The organism is Streptomyces sp. NPDC006140, from assembly GCF_040628815.1.
In the GTDB taxonomy this organism is placed as follows: Bacteria; Actinomycetota; Actinomycetes; order Streptomycetales; family Streptomycetaceae; genus Streptomyces.
The window spans coordinates 85,707-107,116 of the sequence record NZ_JBEXTS010000006.1 but is presented as its reverse complement, the minus strand read 5'-3'; the positions used below and the strand labels follow the sequence as shown (position 1 = coordinate 107,116).

15 protein-coding genes are annotated in these 21,410 nt (G+C 72.1%); 3 read left to right on the top strand and 12 right to left on the bottom strand.

Annotated features, from left to right (window positions below):
* The first annotated feature begins 84 nt into the window (after window positions 1-84).
* Entirely contained in the window at window positions 85-1,620 is a 1,536-nt protein-coding gene (locus tag ABZ386_RS17950) for an MFS transporter (protein ID WP_358965059.1), read from the top strand.
* 106 nt (window positions 1,621-1,726) lie between these two features.
* Here the strand turns inward: ABZ386_RS17950 and serA are convergent, their stop codons facing one another.
* The 6 genes from serA to ABZ386_RS17920 form a co-directional block, all read right to left on the bottom strand.
* Window positions 1,727-3,316, bottom strand: a complete 1,590-nt coding sequence (serA, locus tag ABZ386_RS17945; RefSeq protein ID WP_114255474.1) for a phosphoglycerate dehydrogenase — start codon at window positions 3,314-3,316, stop codon at window positions 1,727-1,729.
* 220 nt (window positions 3,317-3,536) lie between these two features.
* Window positions 3,537-4,535, bottom strand: a complete 999-nt coding sequence (gene ilvC, locus ABZ386_RS17940; protein WP_003993149.1) for a ketol-acid reductoisomerase — start codon at window positions 4,533-4,535, stop codon at window positions 3,537-3,539.
* Window positions 4,536-4,656: 121 nt separating this feature from the next.
* Entirely contained in the window at window positions 4,657-5,181 is a 525-nt protein-coding gene (gene ilvN / locus ABZ386_RS17935) for an acetolactate synthase small subunit (protein WP_010048631.1), read from the bottom strand.
* 36 nt (window positions 5,182-5,217) lie between these two features.
* Window positions 5,218-7,062 carry an acetolactate synthase large subunit gene (locus ABZ386_RS17930; RefSeq protein ID WP_358965058.1) on the bottom strand — a complete coding sequence of 615 codons (1,845 nt, stop codon included), beginning with the start codon at window positions 7,060-7,062 and terminating at the stop codon, window positions 5,218-5,220.
* 230 nt (window positions 7,063-7,292) lie between these two features.
* Entirely contained in the window at window positions 7,293-10,307 is a 3,015-nt protein-coding gene (locus tag ABZ386_RS17925) for an EAL domain-containing protein (protein WP_358965057.1), read from the bottom strand.
* Window positions 10,308-10,731: 424 nt separating this feature from the next.
* Entirely contained in the window at window positions 10,732-11,682 is a 951-nt protein-coding gene (locus ABZ386_RS17920) for a 2-hydroxyacid dehydrogenase (RefSeq protein WP_351341041.1), read from the bottom strand.
* A gap of 77 nt (window positions 11,683-11,759) precedes the next feature.
* Between ABZ386_RS17920 and ABZ386_RS17915 the strand changes: the two genes are divergently transcribed.
* Together ABZ386_RS17915 and ABZ386_RS17910 are read left to right on the top strand one after the other, a co-directional pair.
* The gene (locus ABZ386_RS17915) at window positions 11,760-12,758 is read left to right on the top strand and encodes an aldo/keto reductase (RefSeq protein WP_358965056.1); all 999 of its coding nucleotides are present in this window, start codon (window positions 11,760-11,762) and stop codon (window positions 12,756-12,758) included.
* A gap of 124 nt (window positions 12,759-12,882) precedes the next feature.
* Complete coding sequence (locus tag ABZ386_RS17910; RefSeq protein WP_351341036.1) at window positions 12,883-14,055, top strand: PQQ-dependent sugar dehydrogenase; 1,173 nt, start codon at window positions 12,883-12,885, stop codon at window positions 14,053-14,055.
* An 8-nt stretch (window positions 14,056-14,063) separates the two neighbouring features.
* Here ABZ386_RS17910 and ABZ386_RS17905 read toward each other — a convergent pair whose 3' ends face one another.
* The 6 genes from ABZ386_RS17905 to ABZ386_RS17880 form a co-directional block, all read right to left on the bottom strand.
* Window positions 14,064-14,252 (bottom strand): DUF6191 domain-containing protein, encoded by a 189-nt coding sequence (locus ABZ386_RS17905; RefSeq protein WP_114255466.1) that lies wholly within the window; start codon window positions 14,250-14,252, stop codon window positions 14,064-14,066.
* A 50-nt stretch (window positions 14,253-14,302) separates the two neighbouring features.
* The gene (locus ABZ386_RS17900; RefSeq protein ID WP_356614786.1) at window positions 14,303-17,377 is read right to left on the bottom strand and encodes an AAA family ATPase; all 3,075 of its coding nucleotides are present in this window, start codon (window positions 17,375-17,377) and stop codon (window positions 14,303-14,305) included.
* Between the two features lie 242 nt (window positions 17,378-17,619).
* Entirely contained in the window at window positions 17,620-17,805 is a 186-nt protein-coding gene (locus ABZ386_RS17895) for a hypothetical protein (protein ID WP_351341033.1), read from the bottom strand.
* A 197-nt stretch (window positions 17,806-18,002) separates the two neighbouring features.
* Window positions 18,003-18,551, bottom strand: coding sequence for a hypothetical protein (locus ABZ386_RS17890; RefSeq protein ID WP_114255463.1), 549 nt, complete (start codon window positions 18,549-18,551; stop codon window positions 18,003-18,005).
* A gap of 35 nt (window positions 18,552-18,586) precedes the next feature.
* The gene (locus tag ABZ386_RS17885) at window positions 18,587-19,159 is read right to left on the bottom strand and encodes a GNAT family protein (protein WP_355722426.1); all 573 of its coding nucleotides are present in this window, start codon (window positions 19,157-19,159) and stop codon (window positions 18,587-18,589) included.
* Window positions 19,137-21,383 carry an MMPL family transporter gene (locus ABZ386_RS17880; protein ID WP_355722423.1) on the bottom strand — a complete coding sequence of 749 codons (2,247 nt, stop codon included), beginning with the start codon at window positions 21,381-21,383 and terminating at the stop codon, window positions 19,137-19,139. Before ABZ386_RS17880 ends, ABZ386_RS17885 begins: the two co-directional genes overlap by 23 nt.
* Window positions 21,384-21,410: the final 27 nt, after the last annotated feature.

The window sequence follows — 21,410 nt, the reverse complement described above, 5'->3', positions numbered from 1 at the left end:
CGCCTCACTCTACTCCAGCATCCATACGCACGTCTTATACAGTCGTACTAGACAAGCGTTTAAGACGCTCGTACAGTCCTGCCCATGACGACGAAAGCGCACCCTCCCGCCCTCGCCGGCCGCCGCGAATGGACGGCTCTCGGCGTGCTGATGCTGCCGCTGCTGCTGGTCTCGATGGACGTGTCCGTCCTCTACTTCGCGATCCCCGCGATCAGCGCCGACCTGGAACCGAGCGCCACCCAGCAGCTGTGGATCTTCGACATCTACGGCTTCGTGCTGGCCGGCCTGCTGATGACGATGGGCGCGCTGGGCGACCGCATCGGCCGCCGCCGGCTCCTGCTGATCGGCGCCGCCGCCTTCGGTACGGCCTCCCTGGTGGCGGCCTACGCGAACAGCGCGGAGACCCTGATCGCGGCCCGGGCCCTGCTCGGCATCGGCGGCGCGACGCTGATGCCCTCGACGATGGCGCTGGTCCGCACGATGTTCACCGATCCGGGGCAACGGGCGAAGGCGATCGGCCTGTGGTCGGGCGTGATGACGGCCGGCATCGCACTCGGCTCCGTGATGAGCGGCGTCCTCGTCGAGCACTTCTGGTGGGGCTCGGTCTTCCTGGTCAACCTGCCCGCGATGGTGATGCTCCTGATCCTGGGCCCCCTGCTGCTGCCGGAGTCCAAAAACCCGCACCCCGGCCGCTTCGACTGGCTGAGCGTCCCCCTGTCGATGGCCGCGGTGCTCCCGGTGATCTACGGCCTCAAGGAACTCGCGTCGGAGGGCTGGCACGTCCGGTACGCGATGTCGGTGTCGGCGGGCCTGCTCTTCGCCGCGCTGTTCGTCCACCGCCAGCGCACGACGGCGTCCCCGCTGATCTCGCCGGAGCTGTTCCGGCGCCGCGGCTTCAGCCCGGCGCTGGTCCTCAACCTCGTGGCGGCCTTCGGCATGATGGGCTCGGCCTTCTTCACCACCCAGTACATCCAGTCGGTCCTGGACAAGAGCCCTCTCGAGGCGGCGCTGTGGAGCCTGCTGCCGTCGGTGCCCATCGGACTCGCGGCCCCGGTCAGCGCCCAGCTGGTGCAGCGGGGCGTGCCCCGCGCGTACGTCGTCGGCGGCGGCTTCGCGGTCACCGCGTGCGGCTACGTGCTGCTGGCCCTGACCAGCACCCGGTCCCTCTGGCTGCTGCTGGCCGCGTGCGCCGTCCTGGCCTGCGGCATCGTCGCCGTCATGTCCCTGGTGGTCGACATGGCCATGAGCGTCGCCCCGGTGGAGAAGGCGGGCGCCGCCTCGTCCCTGCTGGAGACCGGCACGGAGTTCGGCGGCGCGCTGAGCATGGCGTTCCTCGGCTCGATCGGCACGGCTGTCTACCGCCACCGGATTCCGGACGCCGCGCCCGGTCCGGCCCGCGAAACGCTGGGCGGCGCGCTGGCGGTGGCCGAACAGCTCCCGGGGCGCGCGGGAGACGCCCTGGCGGCGGCGGCACGCGAGGCCTTCACCAGCGGCATGCACGCGGCGGCGGTCACCGGGGCGGTGCTGCTGGCCGGCGCGGCGGCAGCGGCGGTCCCGGCACTGCGCCGGGCCCAGGTCGAGGACCCCGTGGCACCCGAGCGGGAGAAGGCGGCCGTCTGACGGCCCCTCGCAGTACGCCGAAGCGCCGGAGGGGCTGATCGAGTCAGCCCCTCCGGCGCTTGAGTTCAGAGCGAACGGAGGTCCGGGGGCTGAGCCCCCGGGAAGGTCACGCCAGGTTCACCGAGCGAGCGGACGTGGCGCCGATCTCCGCCGCCACCTCGGCCAGCACCGTGGCGGTCACCGTGTCGTCGACGGTCAGCACGGCCAGCGCCTCGCCGCCCGCGACCGCACGCGAGACCTGCATGCCGGCGATGTTGATGCCCGCCTCGCCGAGGATGCGGCCGACCGTGCCGACGACACCCGGCCGGTCCTCGTAGCGCAGCACCACCATGTGGTCGGCGAGCGCGAGGTCCACGTCGTAGTCCCCGACCGCCACGATCTTCTGGAGGTGCTTGGGGCCGGCCAGCGTGCCGGAGACCGACACCTCCTCGCCGTCGGCGAGGGTGCCGCGCACGGTCACCACGTTGCGGTGCTCGCTCGCCTCGGAGCTGGTCGTCAGCCGCACCTCGACGCCGCGCTCCTGCGCGAACAGCGGGGCGTTCACGTACGACACCGTCTCGTCGACGACGTCCTCGAAGACACCCTTGAGGGCGGACAGCTCCAGCACCTTCACGTCGTGCTGGGTGATCTCGCCGTAGACCTCGACGTCCAGGCGGACCGCGACCTCACCGGCGAGCGCCGTGAAGATCCGGCCCAGGCGCTCGGCGAGCGGCAGGCCCGGCTTGACGTCCTCGGCGATGACACCGCCCTGCACGTTCACCGCGTCCGGCACCAGCTCACCGGCGAGGGCGAGGCGCACCGAGCGGGCGACGGCGATACCGGCCTTCTCCTGCGCCTCGTCCGTGGAGGCGCCGAGGTGCGGGGTGGCGACGACCTGGTCGAACTCGAACAGCGGGGAGTCCGTGCAGGGCTCCTTCGCGTAGACGTCGAGACCGGCGCCGGCGACCCGGCCCTCCTTCAGCGCCGAGTACAGCGCCTCCTCGTCGACGATCCCGCCGCGCGCGGCGTTGACGATGCGCACGCTCGGCTTGACCTTGCGCAGCGCCTCGTCGCCGATCAGACCGAGGGTCTCGGGCGTCTTGGGGAGGTGGACGGTGATGAAGTCGGAGACCTCCAGCAGCTCGTCCAGCGAGAGCACCTTCACGCCCATCTGCGCGGCCCGGGCGGGCTGCACGTACGGGTCGTAGGCGACGACCTTCATGCCGAAGGCGGACATGCGCTGCGCGACGAGCGCGCCGATGCGGCCGAGGCCGACGACGCCGAGGGTCTTCTCGGCCAGCTCGACACCCGTGTACTTGCTGCGCTTCCACTCGCCGTTCTTCAGCGCGGCGTTGGCCTGCGGGATGTTGCGGGCCGTGGCGAGGAGCAGACCGCAGGCCAGTTCGGCGGCGGTCACGATGTTCGAGGTGGGGGCGTTGACGACCATCACGCCGGCCTTGGTGGCGGCTGAGACGTCCACGTTGTCCAGGCCGACGCCGGCTCGTGCGACGACCTTGAGCTTCTTCGCGGCGGCGATCGCCTCGGCGTCGACCTTGGTGGCCGAACGGATCAGGATCGCGTCCACGTCGGCGATGGCGGGGAGCAGCTCGGCGCGGTCCGCGCCGTTGCAGTGCCGGATCTCGAAGTCCGGGCCCAGCGCGTCGACGGTGGCGGGCGACAGCTCTTCAGCGATGAGTACGACGGGTTTCGAGCTCACGTGAGTCCTCACAAGTCCAGTGCTGCGGACGGCCGTCCCGACGGCCGCAGGCGGTGGAGGGGTGCTTGCCGCGTGGAAGACGCACGACGCTGTGGGCCTGACGCGTATATATGCAGCAGTGTAGTGGTGCGACAGGGGGCGCCTTACGCCTCTGCGGAAGGATCACCCGGACGAGAAAGGGCCCGGCCGCGGCATCGGTGCCGCAGCCGGGCCCAGGGGCTCACGCCTCCTCGTCGACCCAGCTCATGAGCTTGCGCAGCTCCTTGCCGGTGGTCTCCAGGAGGTGCTCGGAGTCCTGCTTCTTGTACTCGTTGTACTTCTTCAGGCCGCCGTGGTACTCGTCCATCCACTGCTGCGCGAAGGTGCCGTCCTGGATCTCGGCGAGGACCTTCTTCATCTCGGCCTTGGTGGCGTCCGTGATGATGCGCGGGCCGGTGACGTAGTCGCCCCACTCGGCGGTCTCGGAGATCGACCAGCGCATCTTCTCCAGGCCGCCCTCGTACATGAGGTCCACGATGAGCTTCAGCTCGTGCAGGCACTCGAAGTAGGCGATCTCCGGCTGGTAGCCGGCCTCGGTCAGCGTCTCGAAGCCCGCCTTGACCAGCGCCGCGGTGCCACCGCAGAGGACGGCCTGCTCACCGAACAGGTCGGTCTCGGTCTCCTCGGTGAAGGTCGTCTTGATGACGCCGGCGCGGGTGCCGCCGATGCCCTTGGCGTACGACAGGGCCAGCGCGAAGGCGTTGCCGGAGGCGTCCTGCTCGACGGCGGCGATGCACGGAACGCCGCGGCCCTCCTCGTACTGGCGGCGGACGAGGTGGCCCGGGCCCTTCGGCGCGACCATGCAGACGTCGACGCCGGCCGGGGGCTTGATGAAGCCGTAGCGGATGTTCAGGCCGTGGCCGAAGAACAGCGCGTCGCCGTCGCTCAGGTTGGGGGCGATGTGCTCCTCGTAGACCTGGGCCTGGATGGGGTCCGGGACGAGGATCATGATGACGTCGGCCTCGGCGGCGGCCTCGGACGGGCTCACCACGCGCAGGCCCTGCTCCTCGGCCTTGGCCTTGGACTTGGAGCCCTCGTGCAGACCGACGCGGACGTCGACACCCGAGTCACGGAGCGACAGCGCGTGGGCGTGGCCCTGGCTGCCGTACCCGATGACCGCGACCTTGCGGCCCTGGATGATGGACAGGTCGGCGTCGGCGTCGTAGAACAGCTCGGCCACTTTGGGTTCTCTCCTCGGGAGTGCAGGTGTTGCGTCCCACCGTATGACGGGGGGCGGAAGGGAAGTCTGGGGGTCTCGGAATACGGGCGGCCGACGGCGCGCCGACCGCCCGTTTTCCGTCTTACGCCGACCGGTCGAGGGCGCGCAGCGACCGGTCCGTGATGGAACGGGCACCGCGGCCGATCGCGATCGTGCCGGACTGGACGAGTTCCTTGATGCCGTACGGCTCCAGCATCTTCAGCATCGCGGACAGCTTCTCGCCGGATCCGGTGGCCTCGATGGTGACGGCCTCCGGGGAGACGTCGACCGTCTTGGCGCGGAACAGCTGGACGATCTCGACGATCTGGGAGCGCGTCTCGTTGTCGGCGCGCACCTTCACCAGGACGAGTTCGCGCTGGACGGCCTGCGACGGCTCCAGTTCGACGATCTTCAGCACGTTGACGAGCTTGTTGAGCTGCTTGGTGACCTGCTCCAGCGGCAGGTCCTCCACGCCCACGACGATGGTGATGCGGGAGATGTCGGGGTGCTCGGTGACGCCGACCGCGAGCGAGTCGATGTTGAAGCCGCGGCGGGAGAACAGGGCGGCGATCCGCGCGAGGATGCCGGGGGTGTTCTCCACCAGGACGGAGAGCGTGTGCTTGGACATGGTCTGCTTCCTCTGCTTGAAAGTCCTGGACGGCTCTCAGTCGTCTTCGTTGTCGCCGAAGTCGGGGCGGACGTCCCGGGCGGCCATGATCTCGTCGTTGGAGGTGCCGGCGGCGACCATCGGCCAGACCATGGCGTCCTCGTGGACGATGAAGTCGACGACGACGGGGCGGTCGTTGATGGAGTTCGCCTCTTGGATGACCTTGTCGAGGTCGTCCGGGGACTCGCAGCGGATGGCGTAGCAGCCCATGGCCTCCGACAGCTTCACGAAGTCGGGGACGCGGGTGCCGCGGGCCTGCGGGTTGACGTCGTCCGGGCCGGAGTGCAGGACGGTGTTGGAGTACCGCTGGTTGTAGAACAGGGTCTGCCACTGGCGGACCATCCCGAGGGCGCCGTTGTTGATGACGGCGACCTTGATCGGGATGTTGTTCAGGGCGCAGGTGGTGAGCTCCTGGTTGGTCATCTGGAAGCAGCCGTCGCCGTCGATGGCCCACACGGCCCGCTCGGGCGCCCCGGCCTTGGCGCCCATGGCGGCCGGGACGGCGTAGCCCATGGTTCCGGCGCCGCCGGAGTTCAGCCAGGTGCCCGGCTTGTCGTACTCGATGAAGTGGGCGGCCCACATCTGGTGCTGGCCGACGCCCGCCGCGAAGATCGTGCCCTCGGGCGCGAGCTGCCCGATGCGCTCGATGACCTGCTGCGGGGAGAGCGAGCCGTCGTCGGGCTGGTCGTAGCCGAGCGGGTAGGTCTCGCGCCAGCGGTTCAGGTCGTTCCACCACATGCTGTAGTCGCCCCGGTGGCCCTCGCTGTGCTCCTTCTGCACGGCCTGGATCAGGTCGGCGATGACCTCGCGGGCGTCACCGACGATCGGCACGTCGGCGGCGCGGTTCTTGCCGATCTCGGCCGGGTCGATGTCCGCGTGGACGATCTTGGCGAAGGGGGCGAAGCTGTCCAGCTTGCCGGTGACGCGGTCGTCGAAGCGGGCCCCGAGGGCGACGATCAGGTCGGCCTTCTGCAGGCCGGTGACGGCGGCCACCGAGCCGTGCATGCCGGGCATGCCCAGGTGCTGCGGGTGGTTGTCGGGGAACGCGCCGAGCGCCATCAGCGTGGTGGTGACGGGCGCGCCGGTCAGCTCGGCGAGGACCTTCAGCTCGGCGGTGGCCCGGGCCTTGAGCACGCCGCCGCCGACGTACAGCACGGGCCGGCGGGCCTGGGTGATCAGCTTGGCGGCCTCGCGGATCTGCTTGGCGTGCGGCTTGGTCACCGGGCGGTATCCGGGCAGGTCCATGGCCGGCGGCCAGGAGAAGGTCGTCTTCGCCTGGAGGGCGTCCTTGGCGATGTCGACCAGGACCGGGCCGGGGCGGCCGGTGGAGGCGATGTGGAACGCCTGGGCGATGATCCGCGGGATGTCCTCGGCCTTGGTGACGAGGAAGTTGTGCTTGGTGATCGGCATGGTGATGCCGACGATGTCCGCCTCCTGGAAGGCGTCCGTGCCGATCGCCTTGGACGCCACCTGGCCGGTGATCGCGACCAGCGGCACGGAGTCCATGTGTGCGTCGGCGATCGGGGTGACCAGGTTGGTGGCGCCGGGTCCTGAGGTGGCCATGCAGACGCCGACCTTGCCGGTGGCCTGCGCGTAGCCGGTGGCGGCGTGTCCGGCGCCCTGCTCGTGGCGGACCAGGACGTGGCGCACCCTGGTGGAGTCCATCAGCGGGTCGTAGGCCGGGAGGATCGCACCGCCGGGAATGCCGAATACCGTGTCGGCGCCGACCTCCTCGAGAGAGCGGATGAGGGACTGCGCGCCCGTCACCTGCTCGGGGGCGGAGTGTCCTCCGGATCGGGGCCGGGGCTGCGGGTGGTGGGCCCCGGTGGCCTGCTCGGTCATCGGCATTCTCTTCTCAGATGCTGAGGGTTTTTGCGAGGTTTGTGCGATTTTCGGCTGCTGCACGGACGGTGCCTGTGCAACAAAAAACCCCTCGTGCCATAAGGCAAGCGAGGGGAGCGCGCCGGGTGGGGTCGCTGAGCGGTCGAGGCTCAGCGTCAGCCGACGCGCTTTCCAAGTACGAGAATTCGGGTGCGCATGGCACAGACCCTCCCCCCGGCACGCACCTACTGTCAAGTGGGTGGGACGGGAGTCTCATTATGTGAGCGGAGAGCCGTGCCGCCTCCGATGACGGCGGAGACGCCCGAGCTGTACACCCGCGGGCCACCGCCCGCGAACGCCGGTTCGGCCGGTCCGTTCGGCACCGGATAGTGACCGGCGGCGAGCGCCCGGCGCAGCCGGTACTCGTCGAGCGGTCCGGAGAACGCCATGCCCTGCCCGTGGGTGCAGCCCATCGCGCGCAGGGCGACGACCTGCTCGGGCAGGTCGACCCCTTCGGCCACGGACTTCAGCCCGAGGTCATTGGCGATGCGCAGCAGCCCACTGGTGATCTTGTGCAGGCGGGCGGACTCGACGACGCCCTCGACCAGACCGCGGTCGAGCTTGAGGATGTCGACGGGCAGCCTCCTGAGGGCCGTGATCGCCGCACAGCCGCTGCCGAACCCGTCGAGCGCGATCCGTACGCCGACCCGCCGCAGGGCGCCGAGGCGCCGCTCCAGCTCGTCCAGCGGGACCCTCGGGTCGGCGTCGGACAGCTCGATGACCAGCGAGCCGGACGGCAGGCCGTGCCGGGTGAGCAGCGCCTCGACCGTGCCGAGCGGCATGGACTTGTCCAGCAGCCGGCGCGCGCTCATCCGGACGACGACCGGCACGGACAGCCCGGTCGCGTGCCGCTCCGCCGCCTGCTCGACGGCCTCCTCGATCATCCACCGGCCCAGCTCGGCGGTCTTGTCGCTGTCCTCGGCCACGCGCAGGAACTCCGCCGGGGTGAACAGCACCCCCTGGGAGGAGCGCCAGCGCGCCTGCGCGGACACCGACGCGATCCGGCCGTCCTCCAGGGACACCACCGGCTGGTGGAGCAGGGCGAACTCGCCGTCGTGCAGCGCGGCGCGCAGGCGCGTGGCCAGCTCCGCCTTGCGGACGACGTCCTGCTGCATCTGCGGCTTGTACAGCTCGACGCGGCCCTTGCCGGCGCCCTTGGCCCGGTACATCGCGAGGTCGGCGTTGCGCAGCAGCTCGCCCGCGCCGAGGCCGGGTTCGGCGAAGGCCACCCCGATGGAGGCGTTGACCCGGACATCGTTGCCGTCGATGACGTACGGCTGGGACAGCGTCGTCCTGAGCCGGTCGGCGAGTTCCAGTATGTGCCGCTGCCTCGCCTCGCGGTCGCGGGTGTTGTCCCCGACGATCAGGGCGGCGAACTCGTCGCCGCCCAGCCGGGAGGCGGTGTCGCCCTGCCGCACGGAGTCCTGGAGGCGGCGGGCGGCCTGGACGAGCAGTTCGTCCCCGGCCTGGTGCCCGATGGTGTCGTTGACGGCCTTGAAGCCGTCGAGGTCGATGAAGAGCACGGCCGTGTTCCGCAGGGCCACGCCCCGGTCGGAGGCGCGGCGGCCCGACAGCGCGTGCTGGACGCGCTTGGTGAACAGGGCGCGGTTGGGCAGGTCCGTGAGCGGGTCGTGCTCGGCGTTGTGCTGCAGCTGGGCCTGGAGCCGCACGCGTTCGGTCACGTCCCGGCTGTTGAAGATCAGCCCGCCGTGGTGGCGGTTCACGGTCGACTCGACGTTCAGCCAGCCGCCGTCGCCCGAGCGGAAGCGGCACTCGATGCGCGTGGTGGGCTCCTCGACCGGGTCGGCGGCGAGGAACCTGCGCACCTCGTGCACGACGCAGCCCAGGTCCTCCGGGTGGATGAGGCCGGCCAGTTCCGTGCCCACCAGGTCCTCGGCCGGGCGGCCGTAGACGCCGGCGGCGGCCGGGGAGACGTACCTCAGGATGCCGCTGGGGGCGGCGATCATGATGACGTCGCTGGAGCCCTGCACCAGGGAGCGGAAGTGGTTCTCCTTCTGCGCCAGCTCCTGGGTGAGGGTGATGTTGTCGAGCAGCATGATGCCCTGGCGCACGACGAGCGCGAGCACGACCGTGCCCCCGGTCAGCAGGACCACGCGGTCGACGCTGCGGCCGTTGAGGACGTTGTAGAGGATCCCCAGGGTGCACACGGCGGCCGCGAGATACGGCGTGAGGGCGGCGAGGGAGCCGGCGATGGGCCGGGCGGCCGGGTAGCGGCTGTGCTCGCCTCCGGGCAGGGACGGCGGGTGGTGCGGTCCGCTGCGCTGTCCGGGCACGTGCTCGTGCACCACGCGCGTGTGCCCCGCCGTGCCGTGCCGGTCCAGGCCCTGCCGGTCGGTCTCCGAGGTGCGGGGCGCGGCCCAGGGGGCGTAGGCCAGGAGCAGCGAGCCGGCGAACCAGCCCGCGTCGAGCAACTGGCCGGAGCGGTAGTCGTGGTGCATCAGCGGCGAGGTGAACAGGGCGTCGCACATCACGGTCAGCGCGAGCGCGCCGATGGCGGTGTTGACCGCCGAGCGGTTCACCGCGGAGCGCCGGAAGTGCAGCGCGAGCACCATGCTGACCAGCGCGATGTCGAGCAGCGGGTAGGCCAGCGACAGCGCGGTGTGGGCCACGCTCGGGCCCTCGGACTTCGCGGCCTGGGCGAGGGCGAGGCTCCACGCCAGGGTGAGCAGCGAGCCGCCGATCAGCCAGGCGTCGAGCCCCAGGCAGACCCAGCCGGCCTTGGTCACCGGCCGCTTGGCGAGCACGAGCAGTCCGACGATGGCGGGCGGCGCGAAGCACAGGAAGAACAGGTCGGCGTAGCTGGGGCTGGGCACGGGCAGCCCCAGGACCACCTCGTACCACCCCCAGACCAGGTTGCCCAGCGAGGCCATGGCCGAGGAGAGGCCGAACAGCAGCCAGGCGGATCGAAAGCGGGTCCGGCGGCTGCGGGCGTAGAGGAAGCATGAGACGGCGGCGGTGGCGGCCGCGGCGCTCAGCCCGAAGTCGCCCATGATCAGGGCCAGTTCGTGCGAACCCCAGCCGAGCGCGGAACCGAGGGCGTATCCCGCGCAGACCAGGGCGAGGACGAGTTGGAGGGCCAGGCCGGGCCGGTGGCCGGCGACCGGCGTGCGGGGCAGCAGCGCTCCCGGGGACGAAGGCTGTGCCCGCAGCGCTCCGTCCAGCGTGGGGGTCGGGGGCGCGCTCACCGGACCCTCCCGGTCCGTGTCGCCCCCGGGTCCCGCGGGCCCCTGTGCGCCGGCTGGGCATGCCTTCTGCGGCTGCCGGGCCTGCGCCGGTGATGGCTGTGGTCGGTGTGGTGGTCGCTGTGCTGGGTGTGGTGGCCGACGTGATCGGCGTGGTGACCGCGTCTGCCCGCGGCCGTCCGCCAGGGTCGCCGCCGGCAGCCCCGCCCCGTCGGATCGCTCGTCCATAGGCCGTGCATCGCCTGTCGCCCCCCTCACAGTCCGAAGTGTCCGTCCCCGGCGCCGAACGGTCCGCGGCGCATCCCCTGTCGGGACGATACACCAGTCTCGTCACTCAGGGACATAGGTTCTCTACTCTCCGTGACGATCAACAGATATATGAGTACCCACCGCACCCGGAGGATTGCGGACGGTACCCGAGGTCGGATCAGCCGGTTGGTGCACCCGTCGTAAGGATCACGTTCCGCAGCGGCTCCCGGTTCACATAACGGTTCAACTGGTCCACCAGGAGCCGCTTGGCGCGCGGGAGGAACGCGGAGGTGGGTCCGCCGACGTGCGGGCTGACGAGTACCCCCGGCGCACGCCACAACGGGTGTTCGCGCGGCAGGGGCTCCGGGTCGGTGACGTCGAGGGCGGCGGTGATGCGGCCGTTCTCCAGTTCGGCGAGCAGCGCCTTGGTGTCGACGACGGGGCCGCGGGCCACGTTGACCAGGAGCGCGCCGTCCTTCATCCGGGACAGGAAGTCGGCTCCGGCCAGGCCACGGGTGGTCTCGGTGAGCGGGGTGGACAGGATGACGACGTCCGCCTCCGGGAGCAGGGCGGGGAGTTCGGTGAGCGGATGCACCGGCCCGCGCGCCGTGGTGCGCTCGGAGCGCGCGACGCGCGCCACCCGCGCCACCTCGAACGGAACGAGCCGGTCCTCGATGGCCGCGCCGATCGATCCGTAGCCCACGATGAGGACGTTCTTGTCGGCGAGCGCGGGCCGGAAGCCGCCGAGCCACTCCCCCCGGTCCTGGGCGTGCACGAAATCGGGGATCCCGCGCAGCGAGGCCAGGATCAGCGTCAGGGTGAGTTCGGCGGTGCTGGCCTCGTGGACCCCCCGCGCGTTGCACAGCCGCACGCCCGGAGGCAGGTGCCCGAGGCCCGGCTCGACGTGGTCGATCCCGGCGGAGAGGGTCTGCACGACCTCCAGGTGGCTCATCCGCGGCAGGGGACGTACGCACAGCGGACTGGGCTTCATGTAGGGGACGACGTAGAAGACGCAGTCGGCCGGGTCGGCGGGGAAGTCCTCCGCGCCGTTCCAGAAACGGTAGTCCGGCCCCTCGGGGAGTCCGTCGATCTCGTCCGGCGGGATGGGCAGCCACACGTCAGCAGTCATGCTCTGGAGGCTATGTCAGGAGCGCGCCACGGCAGAGGTTAGGTTGGGGTGGCCGGAACAGGGAGGGTCACGACCAGGTGGAGCGCAGGACGATCGGCGCGGGCGCACTCGCGGTGGGGGCCGTCGGACTCGGGTGCATGCCGATGAGCTGGGCCTACAGCACCTCGCGGCAGCGCGGCGAGGAGTCGCTCAGGGCGGTGCACCGGGCGCTCGACCTGGGCTCGTCCCTGCTGGACACGGCCGACATGTACGGCCCCTTCACCAACGAACTGCTGGTGGGGCGGGCGTTGAAGGAGCGGCGGTCCGACGCGTTCGTGTCGACGAAGGTGGGGCTCCTCGTGGGCGACCAGCACATCGTCGCCAACGGCCGTCCCGGGTATGTGAAGCGGGCCTGCGACGCCTCGCTGCGGCGCCTCCAGACGGACGTCATCGATCTCTACCAGCTGCACCGGGCCGACCCCGAGGTGCCCGTCGAGGAGACCTGGGGCGCGATGGCGGAGCTCGTGCACGCCGGGAAGGTGCGGGCGCTGGGGCTGTGCGCGGTGGGTGCGCGGTCCTCGCGCAGGGGCGGGGCCCGGCTGCACGACGCGACGATCCGGCAGCTGGAGCGGGTGCAGCAGGTCTTCCCGGTGAGCGCGGTGCAGGCGGAGCTGTCGGTGTGGTCGCCGGAGGCGCTGGAGGCGCTGCTGCCGTGGTGCGAGACCCGGGGCGTCGGCTTCCTGGCCGCGATGCCGCTGGGCAACGGGTTCCTGACCGGCAGGCTGCGGCCCGGCGCGGGTTTCGAGGCGGACGACCTGCGCGCGCGGCACCCCCGCTTCACGGCCGAGATGATGGCCGCGAACCAGCCGATCGTCGCGGGCCTGCGCCGGGTGGCGCGCCGGCACGGCCCGGGCGTCACGCCCGCCCAGGTCGCCCTCGCCTGGGTCCTCGCCCAGGGCCGGCACGTGGTCCCCGTCCCGGGCGCCAAGCAGGAGCGCTGGGTCACGGAGAACGCGTCCGCGGCGGCGCTGCGGCTGGACTCCGCGGACCTCCGGGAGGTCGCGGAGCTGCCACCGGCCCAGGGATCCTGGGACTGAGCGGTCCTTCGGCCCGGGGGCGTAAGGGGCAAACCGCTCGTTCGGGCTTCGAGGTTCGGTGATCGGGAACCTGGGAAGCGCGGGCGGTGTATGACAGGGAGAACCCCGCCGCGTCGAAGGGACCATGATCGTGCAACGTCGAGCCGTCCCGGCCGTGTTGACCGCCGCAGCGCTCCTGCTGACCGCCGGCTGCTCCTCCGACGACGGGGGGACGTCCGGCGCCGCCGGGAGCGCCTCCCCGAGCCGTACGGCATCCGGCTCGTCCGCGCCGCCGCGGCAGGGCGCCGAGGAGACACCGCCCGCCAAGGGCTCGGTGAAGGTGGTGCGTACCGTCGCCGAGGGCCTCGATTCCCCCTGGGGCCTCGCTCCCCTGCCCGGCGGCGGCCTGCTGGTCTCCTCGCGGGACGACGGCACGATCGTCCGGGTCGACGAGAAGACCGGCAGGAAGACCGAGGTGGGCGAGGTGCCCGGGGTGTCCGCGGCCGGCGAGGGCGGCCTCCTCGGCATCGCCCTGTCCCCCGACTTCGCCTCGGACCGCATGCTCTACGCGTACTTCACCTCGGACGGCGACAACCGCATCGTCCGCATGATCTACGACGACGACAAGCCCGCCGGCGAGCAGCTCGCCGCGCCCGACACGGTCTTCCGGGGCATCCCCAAGGGCTTCATCCACAACGGCGGCCGGATCGAGTTCGGCCCGGACAAGATGCTGTACGTCGGCACGGGCGAGAGCGGCGACACCGGCCTGTCCCAGGACAAGGACTCCGTGGGCGGCAAGATCCTGCGGCTGACCCCGGAGGGCGAGCCGGCGCCGGGCAACCCCTTCCCCGACTCGCCGGTGTACTCGTACGGCCACCGCAATGTGCAGGGTCTGGCCTGGGACGGCAAGCAGCGGCTGTTCGCCTCGGAGTTCGGCCAGGACACCTGGGACGAGCTGAACGCGATCAAGCCGGGCGACAACTACGGCTGGCCCGAGGCCGAGGGCAGGTCCGACGACTCGGAGTTCCACAACCCGGTGGACCAGTGGACGACCGCGGAGGCCTCCCCCAGCGGCATCGCCTACGCCGAGGGCTCGATCTGGATGGCGGGCCTGCGCGGCAAGCGGCTCTGGCGGATCCCGCTGAACGGCACGGAGGCCTCGGCCGAGCCGCAGGCCTTCCTGGAGGGTGAGTACGGCCGGCTGCGCACGGTGGTCCCGGCGGGCGGTGACCGGCTGTGGCTCGTGACCAGCAACACGGACGGCCGGGGCGCTCCCAAGGACGGGGACGACCGGATCCTGGAGCTGCGGGTGACCTGACGGCGGGCTCAGGAGTCCTCGGGGGTCTCCGGCTCCTCGTGCGGCGGGCGTACGACGACCTTCCCGGAGGCCAGGTCTATCGGACCGCGTCCGGGGTCGCCGTCGCCGACGTCCTCCCGGGTCAGTTCCAGTCGCTTCTGTTCGTCGCGGGTGTGCTTGCGGCCGGGTGAGAACAGTTCCTCGAACACGTTGAACAACGGAGCCTCCCTGGCCGCGAGGGCTCGCGACGTCTCTTCCAGCGTATGCCTCAGCCCGCCGGTCGTGACGTGAGCGATCCGGCCGGAAACAGGCCCAGCCGGTGCGCCACCGCCGCCGCCTCGCCCCGGCCGGAGACACCGAGCTTGGCGAGGATGTTGGAGACGTGGACGCTCGCGGTCTTCGGGGAGATGAACAGTTCCTCGGCTATCCGGCGGTTGGTGTGTCCGGCGGCGACCAGGCGCAGCACGTCCCGTTCCCGGCTGGTGAGGCCGAGGGCCCCGGCGGGGTCGGTGGCGCCGGGGGCCGGTTCCGCCGTGGAGGTCTGCGGCAGGCGGGCGCGCCGGGCGAGCGCGCCGGCGGCGGCGGCGAGCGGCCGGGCGCCGAGGTGGCGGGCGACGGCGTCGGCGAGGCGGAGCAGTTCCGCGGCACGGCCGCGCTCGTCCTCGCCGCCTTCCGCCAGCAGGGCCTCGGCCAGCCGGTATCGGACGCGGGCGAGGTCGTAGGGCCGCTCCAGGGATTCGAAGGCGGTGACCACCTCCGACCAGGTGCCCGGGGTGTTCCGGCCCCCGGCGCGCTGGAGCTCGGCGCGGACCCAGTGCTCGTGGGCGAGCCAGACGGGCGCGTTCGTGGTGAGGCGCTTGACCGTGTCGAAGAGGCGGTCAAGCACCTCCTCGCGGCCGTCGCGCGCGGCGGGCAGCGCGCGGGCGTCGGCCTCGGCGGTGGCCGCTTCGAGCAGCAGGGGCCAGGCGTAGCGCTGGGTGCCGGGCGGGAAGCCGGACTCCAGGGTGCGGGCCAGTTCGGCGCGGGCGTCGGGGAGGCGGCCCTCGGCGACGGCGACGGCGATCGTGAGGCAGGAGATCGGCAGGTCGTGCTGCGGCATGGGATCGTGCGGCCCGTAGGCGGCGCGGCCCTCGGCCAGATACCGGGCCGCCTCGGACACCTGGCCGCGGGCGAGCGCGAGGAACGCCAGGCTGTTGGCGCCCGATCCGTGCGGACCGGCCGTCTGGCCCCGCCGCTGGGCGTTGCCCGCGGCCTCGGCCGCCTCGTCCCAGCGGCCCAGGGAGATGAGGGATTCCGCGAGGTTGCTCCAGATCCAGGCCTCGGCGTCGCGCAGGCCCATCTTCTCCGTGAGCCGCAGGCCCTCGTTCAGGATGCCGACGGCCTCCTCGGAGCGGCCGACGCCTTCCAGGACGGAGGGCAGGTTCACATGGCTGCGGCCCACGACCGACACGAGCCCCCGGGCGACCACCTCGTCCCTGACCTCGTACATGTGGGTGAGCCCGGCCTCGATCTGCCCGGCATCGACCATGAGTCCGCCGAGGGTGAGGCGGGCGTGGGACTCGATGTCGTCGGCGCCCACCATGCGCGCGTACTCGACGGCCCGCTCGGCGGCCGTCAGGGCCTCGGGTCCGGGTTCGTGGAGCATCGACCAGTGGGCGGCCGTGGCCAGCACCTCGGCGTGCACCTCGGACGGGGGCAGGCCTCTGACCAGGTCCTGCGCGGTGGCGATCTCCTGCCAGCCGTCGCCGCGGGCGAGCCCCTGCACCAGCCGGGAGCGCTGGATCCAGAACCAGGCCGTCCGCTGGGGGTCGCCCGCGTCGTCCAGCAGGCGCAGCGCCCGCTTGGTGATCTTCAGGGCGCGTTCGCGCTCCCCGCACAGCCGTCCGGCGACGGCGGCCTCGGCCAGCAGGTCCAGGTGGCGCAGGGCCGTGGTCGCCGCGTCGCCGCCGCCGGAGGTCGCCCCGCGCCGTTCGGGCGGTGAGGGAGGGTAGGCCTCGGCGTAGTCGACGGGGCGCAGGGTCTCGCGTACGGCGTCGGGGGCGGCGTCCCACAGTTCCATCGCCCTCTCCAGCAGCCGCAGCTGCTCGGCGTAGGCGTGGCGGCGACGGGCCTCGACGGCGGCGTCGAGGACGGCGGGCAGGGCCTTGGCGGCGTCGTGGGCGTGGTACCAGTAGCTGGCCAGGCGGGTCGCCCGCTGGTCGGCGGGGACGAGCGTCGGGTCGGCCTCCAGCGCTTCGGCGCAGCGGCGGTTGAGGCGGGAGCGTTCGCCGGGGAGCAGGTCGTCGCTGACGGCCTCGCGGACCAGGGAGTGGCGGAAGCGGTAGCCGTCACCGCCGGGCGCGGGGGTGAGGATGCCGGCGTTCACGGCGGCCCGCAGCGCCTCGATGAGGTCGTCCTCGGCGAGCCCCGCGACGGCGGCCAGCAGCCGGTGCTCGACGGTGGAGCCGCCCTCGGCGACGATCCGGGCGACCTGCTGGGCGGTCTCCGGCAGCCCCTCCACGCGGACGAGCAGCAGATCGCGCAGGGAATCCGTCAGGCCGGTGCGGCAGCCCTCGCCGGCGGCGACGGCCAGTTCCTCGACGAAGAAGGCGTTGCCGTCGGAGCGTTCGAAGATCGCGTCGACCTGGTCGGGGTCGGGTTCGTGGGCGAGGATGCCGGCGACCTGGCGGCCCACCTCCTCGCGGGTGAAGCGGGCGAGTTCGAGGCGGCGGATCGTGCGGAGCCGGTCGAGTTCGGCGAGCAGGGGCCGCAGGGGGTGGCGGCGGTGGATGTCGTCCGAGCGGTAGGTGCCGAGGACGACGAGGCGGCCGGTGCGCAGGGTGCGGACGAGATAGGTGAGCAGGTGGCGGGTGGAGGCGTCGGCCCAGTGCAGGTCCTCCAGGGCCAGGACGACGGTGTGCTCGGCGGCGACGCGCTCCAGCAGGCGGGCGGTGAGCTCGAAGAGGCGGGCCATGCCGTGCTCGTCGTGCCACCCGGTGGCGGAATCGCCCAGCTCGGGCAGCAGCCGGGCCAGTTCCTCCTCCTGGCCGGCGGCCGCGGCGGCCAGTTCGCCGGGGAGTTCGCGGCGCAGGGCGCGCAGGGCGGTGGAGAAGGGGGCGAAGGGCAGCCCGTCGGCGCCGATCTCCACGCAGCCGCCCAGCGCGACCACGGCTCCCCGGCGGCGGGCGGCCCCGGCGAACTCCTCGACCAGGCGGGTCTTGCCGACGCCGGCCTCCCCGCCGATGAGCAGCGCCTGCGGTTCTCCCCCGCAGGAGCGCAGGAGGGCGTCGCTCAGCGTGCCCAACTCCTCGGCACGACCGACGAACACGGGGCTGACGGACCTGGTTTCCACGGCCCCGAGCATCGCATGCGGGTCCGACAACGCGGCACCGGATTTCCGGAGACGACGAGTCGGGACACCGGCCGCGGTCGCCCTACGGACGGCCGCCGGACCGGCCACGGTCACAGCATCCGCAGCCACGGCACCGGCCGCGGTCGCCGTACCCGGCGCCACCGCACCGGCCGAGGTCGCCGTTGGCACGGCAACGGGACCGGTCGGCGCCCCGGCTGGAACAGCCTCGGTGCCGGCCGGTCCCGCCCCGGGGTTCACGCGGCCCGGGCGAACCGGGGCCTGCGGAAGCGGCGGCTATGGCTCTCGTGCTCGGCGGAGCCCTGGCCCGCTTCACCGCGGGCGGCGCGGCGGGCGCGGGTGGCCTCGCGGACGAGCCGCTCGTGCTCGGCCCGGCGGATCAGGTCGGCGGTGCGCATCTGCTGGAGCTCGTACTCGTACATGGCGTGTCCTTGGTGAGAGGCCGGTCACGGAGGGGCTTCTCCGCGATGTCTCCACCTTCGTCTCCCAGGCGGGGCGGCCACATCGGGAGAGTTCCGCATCTTGGGAGGCGGGCGGGGCCTTAGACACGCGTGAGGGGCCTCAGGGCCTCCGTAAGGTGCTTACGGAGGGCCTAAGACCCCTCAGGACCTGCGGTGACTCAGCTCGCGGACGGCAGTCCGAGCAGGACGCCGCTGTACTTCAGGACGGCCAGGAACAGGCCGATGACGCCGAGCGCGACGCCCGCCCAGGCGACGGACTTGATCCACGGGGCCTGGATCCTGCCGGGCGTGCCGAAGGCGGGCCGGGCGAGCACCGCGACGCCGACGATCAGGGCGACCAGGGCGAACAGGCCGCCCCACAGGGCCGTGGTCTGCCAGGCGTCGCCGTAGACCGCCTGGATCTGCTTGGCCACGCTCGCGTTCTGCGCGGTCTCCAGCTGACCGATGAGGTTCTGGCGCGCGGCGGCCACCGTACCCATCCAGCTGCCGGTGAGCGAGACGACGCCCAGCGCGGCGGAGACCACGGCTCCGGCGCCCTGGCCGACGCCGTAGGAGCTCTCCTCCTTGGCCTCCGCCTCGGTCTCCGGGGCCGCGGCCGGGGCCGGGACCTCGGTCTGGGGCACCTCGTCGGACTTGGTGGTGTCCACCGCCTTCTCGTCGGTCGTGGCCTCGGTGGCCTCGGTCTCGTCCACTGCGTTCGTTGCCATGTCTCGCACCGTAGGGTCGCTGTCTGAGAAGTCTCTTAATGATCGTTGTGACCGGCACGCGCGCGTGCCTCGCGCCACTCGGGCGCCAGCACGGACCAGACTTCGAGGTCGTGCCGTACGCCACCGTAGTGGTGGGCCTCGCGCCGCACACCGTCGCGGGTCATGCCGAGCCGCCGCGCCACGTTCAGGCTCGGCTGGTTGCCGGAGGCGGCGACCCACTCGACGCGGTGGATGCCGCGCTGCTCGACCGCCCAGTCGATCAGCACGAGCATCGCGCGCGTGACCAGGCCCCGGCCGGTCCCGGCGGGCTCCAGCCAGCAGCCGACCTCGCAGGTGCCGTTCGCCGCGTCGAAGTTCAGGAAGAGCACCCCGCCCACGAGCGTGCCGTCCAGCCACAGCCCGTGCAGGGACCCCGTGTCGGCGGCCCGCATGTCGGCGTACAGCTGGAGCTTGGCCCGGGCCGAGATCAGGTCGGTCTCGGTCGTCCCGAACGGGATGTACCGGCCGATGAACTCCCGGCCCCGCTCCAGGTGCGCCAGGAACTCCCCGGCGTGCCAGGGCTCCAGGGGTCGCAGTTCGGCGTCGTCACCCAGGGATATCGCGTACATCCCGCTGCCGCTCCTCCTCCGCCAGGACGTCCGCCACCTCGGCGTCCGTCGCGGCGGCCAGCCTCTCATGGGCGGCGCGGCTCTCGGGCGGTTCGATGCTGATGCGCGGCATGCGCTTGTCGAGCCAGCGGGGCAGCCACCAGTTGGCGCCGCCGAGGAGGTGCATCAGGGCGGGGACGAGGAGCGTGCGCAGGACGAAGGCGTCCAGGGCGACGGCGGCCGCGAGGGCGATGCCGAACATGGCGATCACGCGGTCGCCGCTGAGCACGAAGGCCAGGAAGACGGAGATCATGATGACCGCGGCCGAGTTGATCACCCGGCTGGTCTCGGCGAGGCCGACCCGGACGGCCCGCCGGTTGTCGCCGGTCTCCAGCCACTCCTCGTACATCCGGCTGACCAGGAAGACCTGGTAGTCCATGGAGAGGCCGAAGAGCACCGACACCATGATCACGGGCAGGAAGGGCTCGATGGGCCCCGCGCTGCCGAGGCCGAGCAGTTCGCTGCCCCAGCCCCACTGGAAGATCGCGACCACCACCCCGAAGGCGGAGGCCACGGCGGCGACGTTCATCGCGGCGGCCTTCAGCGGGATGCCGATGGACCGGAAGGCCAGCAGGAGCAGCAGACAGCCCAGGCCGATCACGACCCCGACGAAGACGGGCAGCTTGGAGACGATGACGTCGGCGAAGTCGTCGTAGCCCGCCGTCACGCCGCCGACCTGCACGTCGAGGGAGGTGCCCGCCTCGGCGCGCGGCAGCACCTCGTCGCGCAGCCGGTCGACGAGGTCGCTGGTCTGCTTCGACTGCGGGGAGGACTCCGGTACGACGGTCAGGTACGCCGTGTGGCCGCCGGAGTCGAACGTCACCGGCGTCACGGCGGCGACGCCCTCGGTGGCCTGGAGCGTGCCGTCGAGGTTGTCCAGGGCGAGCTTGTCCTCGGCTCCGTCGACCTTCGTGACGAGGGTGAGGGGCCCGTTCACGCCGGGTCCGAAACCGTCGGCGAGCAGGTCGTAGGCCTGGCGGGTGGTGGCGGTCTTCGGGTCGTTGCCCTGGTCGGAGGTGCCCAGATGCAGGGAGAACGTGGGCAGCGCGAGGACGGCCATGACGACCAGGGCGACCACGCCGAGCACCTTGGGGTGGCGCTCCACGAACGCCGACCAGCGGGCGGCGAAGCCGGTGGGCAGCTCCGGCTCGGGCCCATGCTCCGCCAGCCGGCGGCGCTCGCGGCGGCTGAGCGCGCGCATGCCGATGAAGGACAGCAGGGACGGCAGCAGCGTCACGGACGCGGCGACGGTGAGGACCACGGTCAGGCTGGCCGCGATGGCGACGCCGTTGAGGAAGCCGAGCTGCAGGATCAGCATGCCCAGCAGGGCGATGCAAACGGTGGCACCCGCGAAGACGACCGCCCGTCCCGTGGTCGCGACGGCGTTGGTGGCCGCCTCGGTGACGGACAGCCCGCGTTTGAGCCCGCGCCGGTGTCTGGTCACGATGAACAGCGCGTAGTCGATGCCGACGCCGAGCCCGATCAGCATGCCGAGCATGGGCGCGAAGTCGGCGACGGTCATGGCGTGCCCGAGCAGCACGATCCCGGCGTAGGCGGTGCCGACGCCGACCAGGGCGGTGGCGATGGGCAGCAGCGACGCGGCGAGCGAGCCGAAGGCGAGGAACAGCACGACCGCGGCGACGGCCACGCCGACGATCTCCGCGAGGTGCCCGCCGGAGGACTGGGTCAGCCCGACGGCGCTGCCGCCGAGCTCCACCTGGAGCCCATCGGTCTCGGCGCTCTTCGCGGTGTCGACGACGGCCTGCGCCTCGCCCTTGTCGATGTCCTGGGCCTGGTCGTCGAAGGTGACCGTGGCGTACGCGGTGCGGCCGTCCTCGCTGACGCGGCCGGTGCCCGGGCCGTCGTAGGGGCTGGTCACGGAGGCGACGCCGGGCAGGTTCTCTATCCGGTCCAGCGTGCGGCTCATCGTCTGCTCGACGTCGGCGGCGCGGACGCTGCCGGACGTGGTGTGCCAGACGACGGTGTCGCTGTCGCCGCCGAGCTGCGGGAAGCCCTCGTGCAGCAGTTCGGTGGCGCGGCCGGACTCGGTGCCCGGGACCTTGTAGTCGTTCGAGTACGTGGTGCCGGCGACGGCGGCGCCCGCGGTGACCCCCGCGAAGGCGAGGAGCCACAGCAGAACAGTGACCAGACGGCGTTGGACACACCAACGTGCGAGGGCTGCCACGAAACGTGCTCCCAGAGTTGCTTTGTG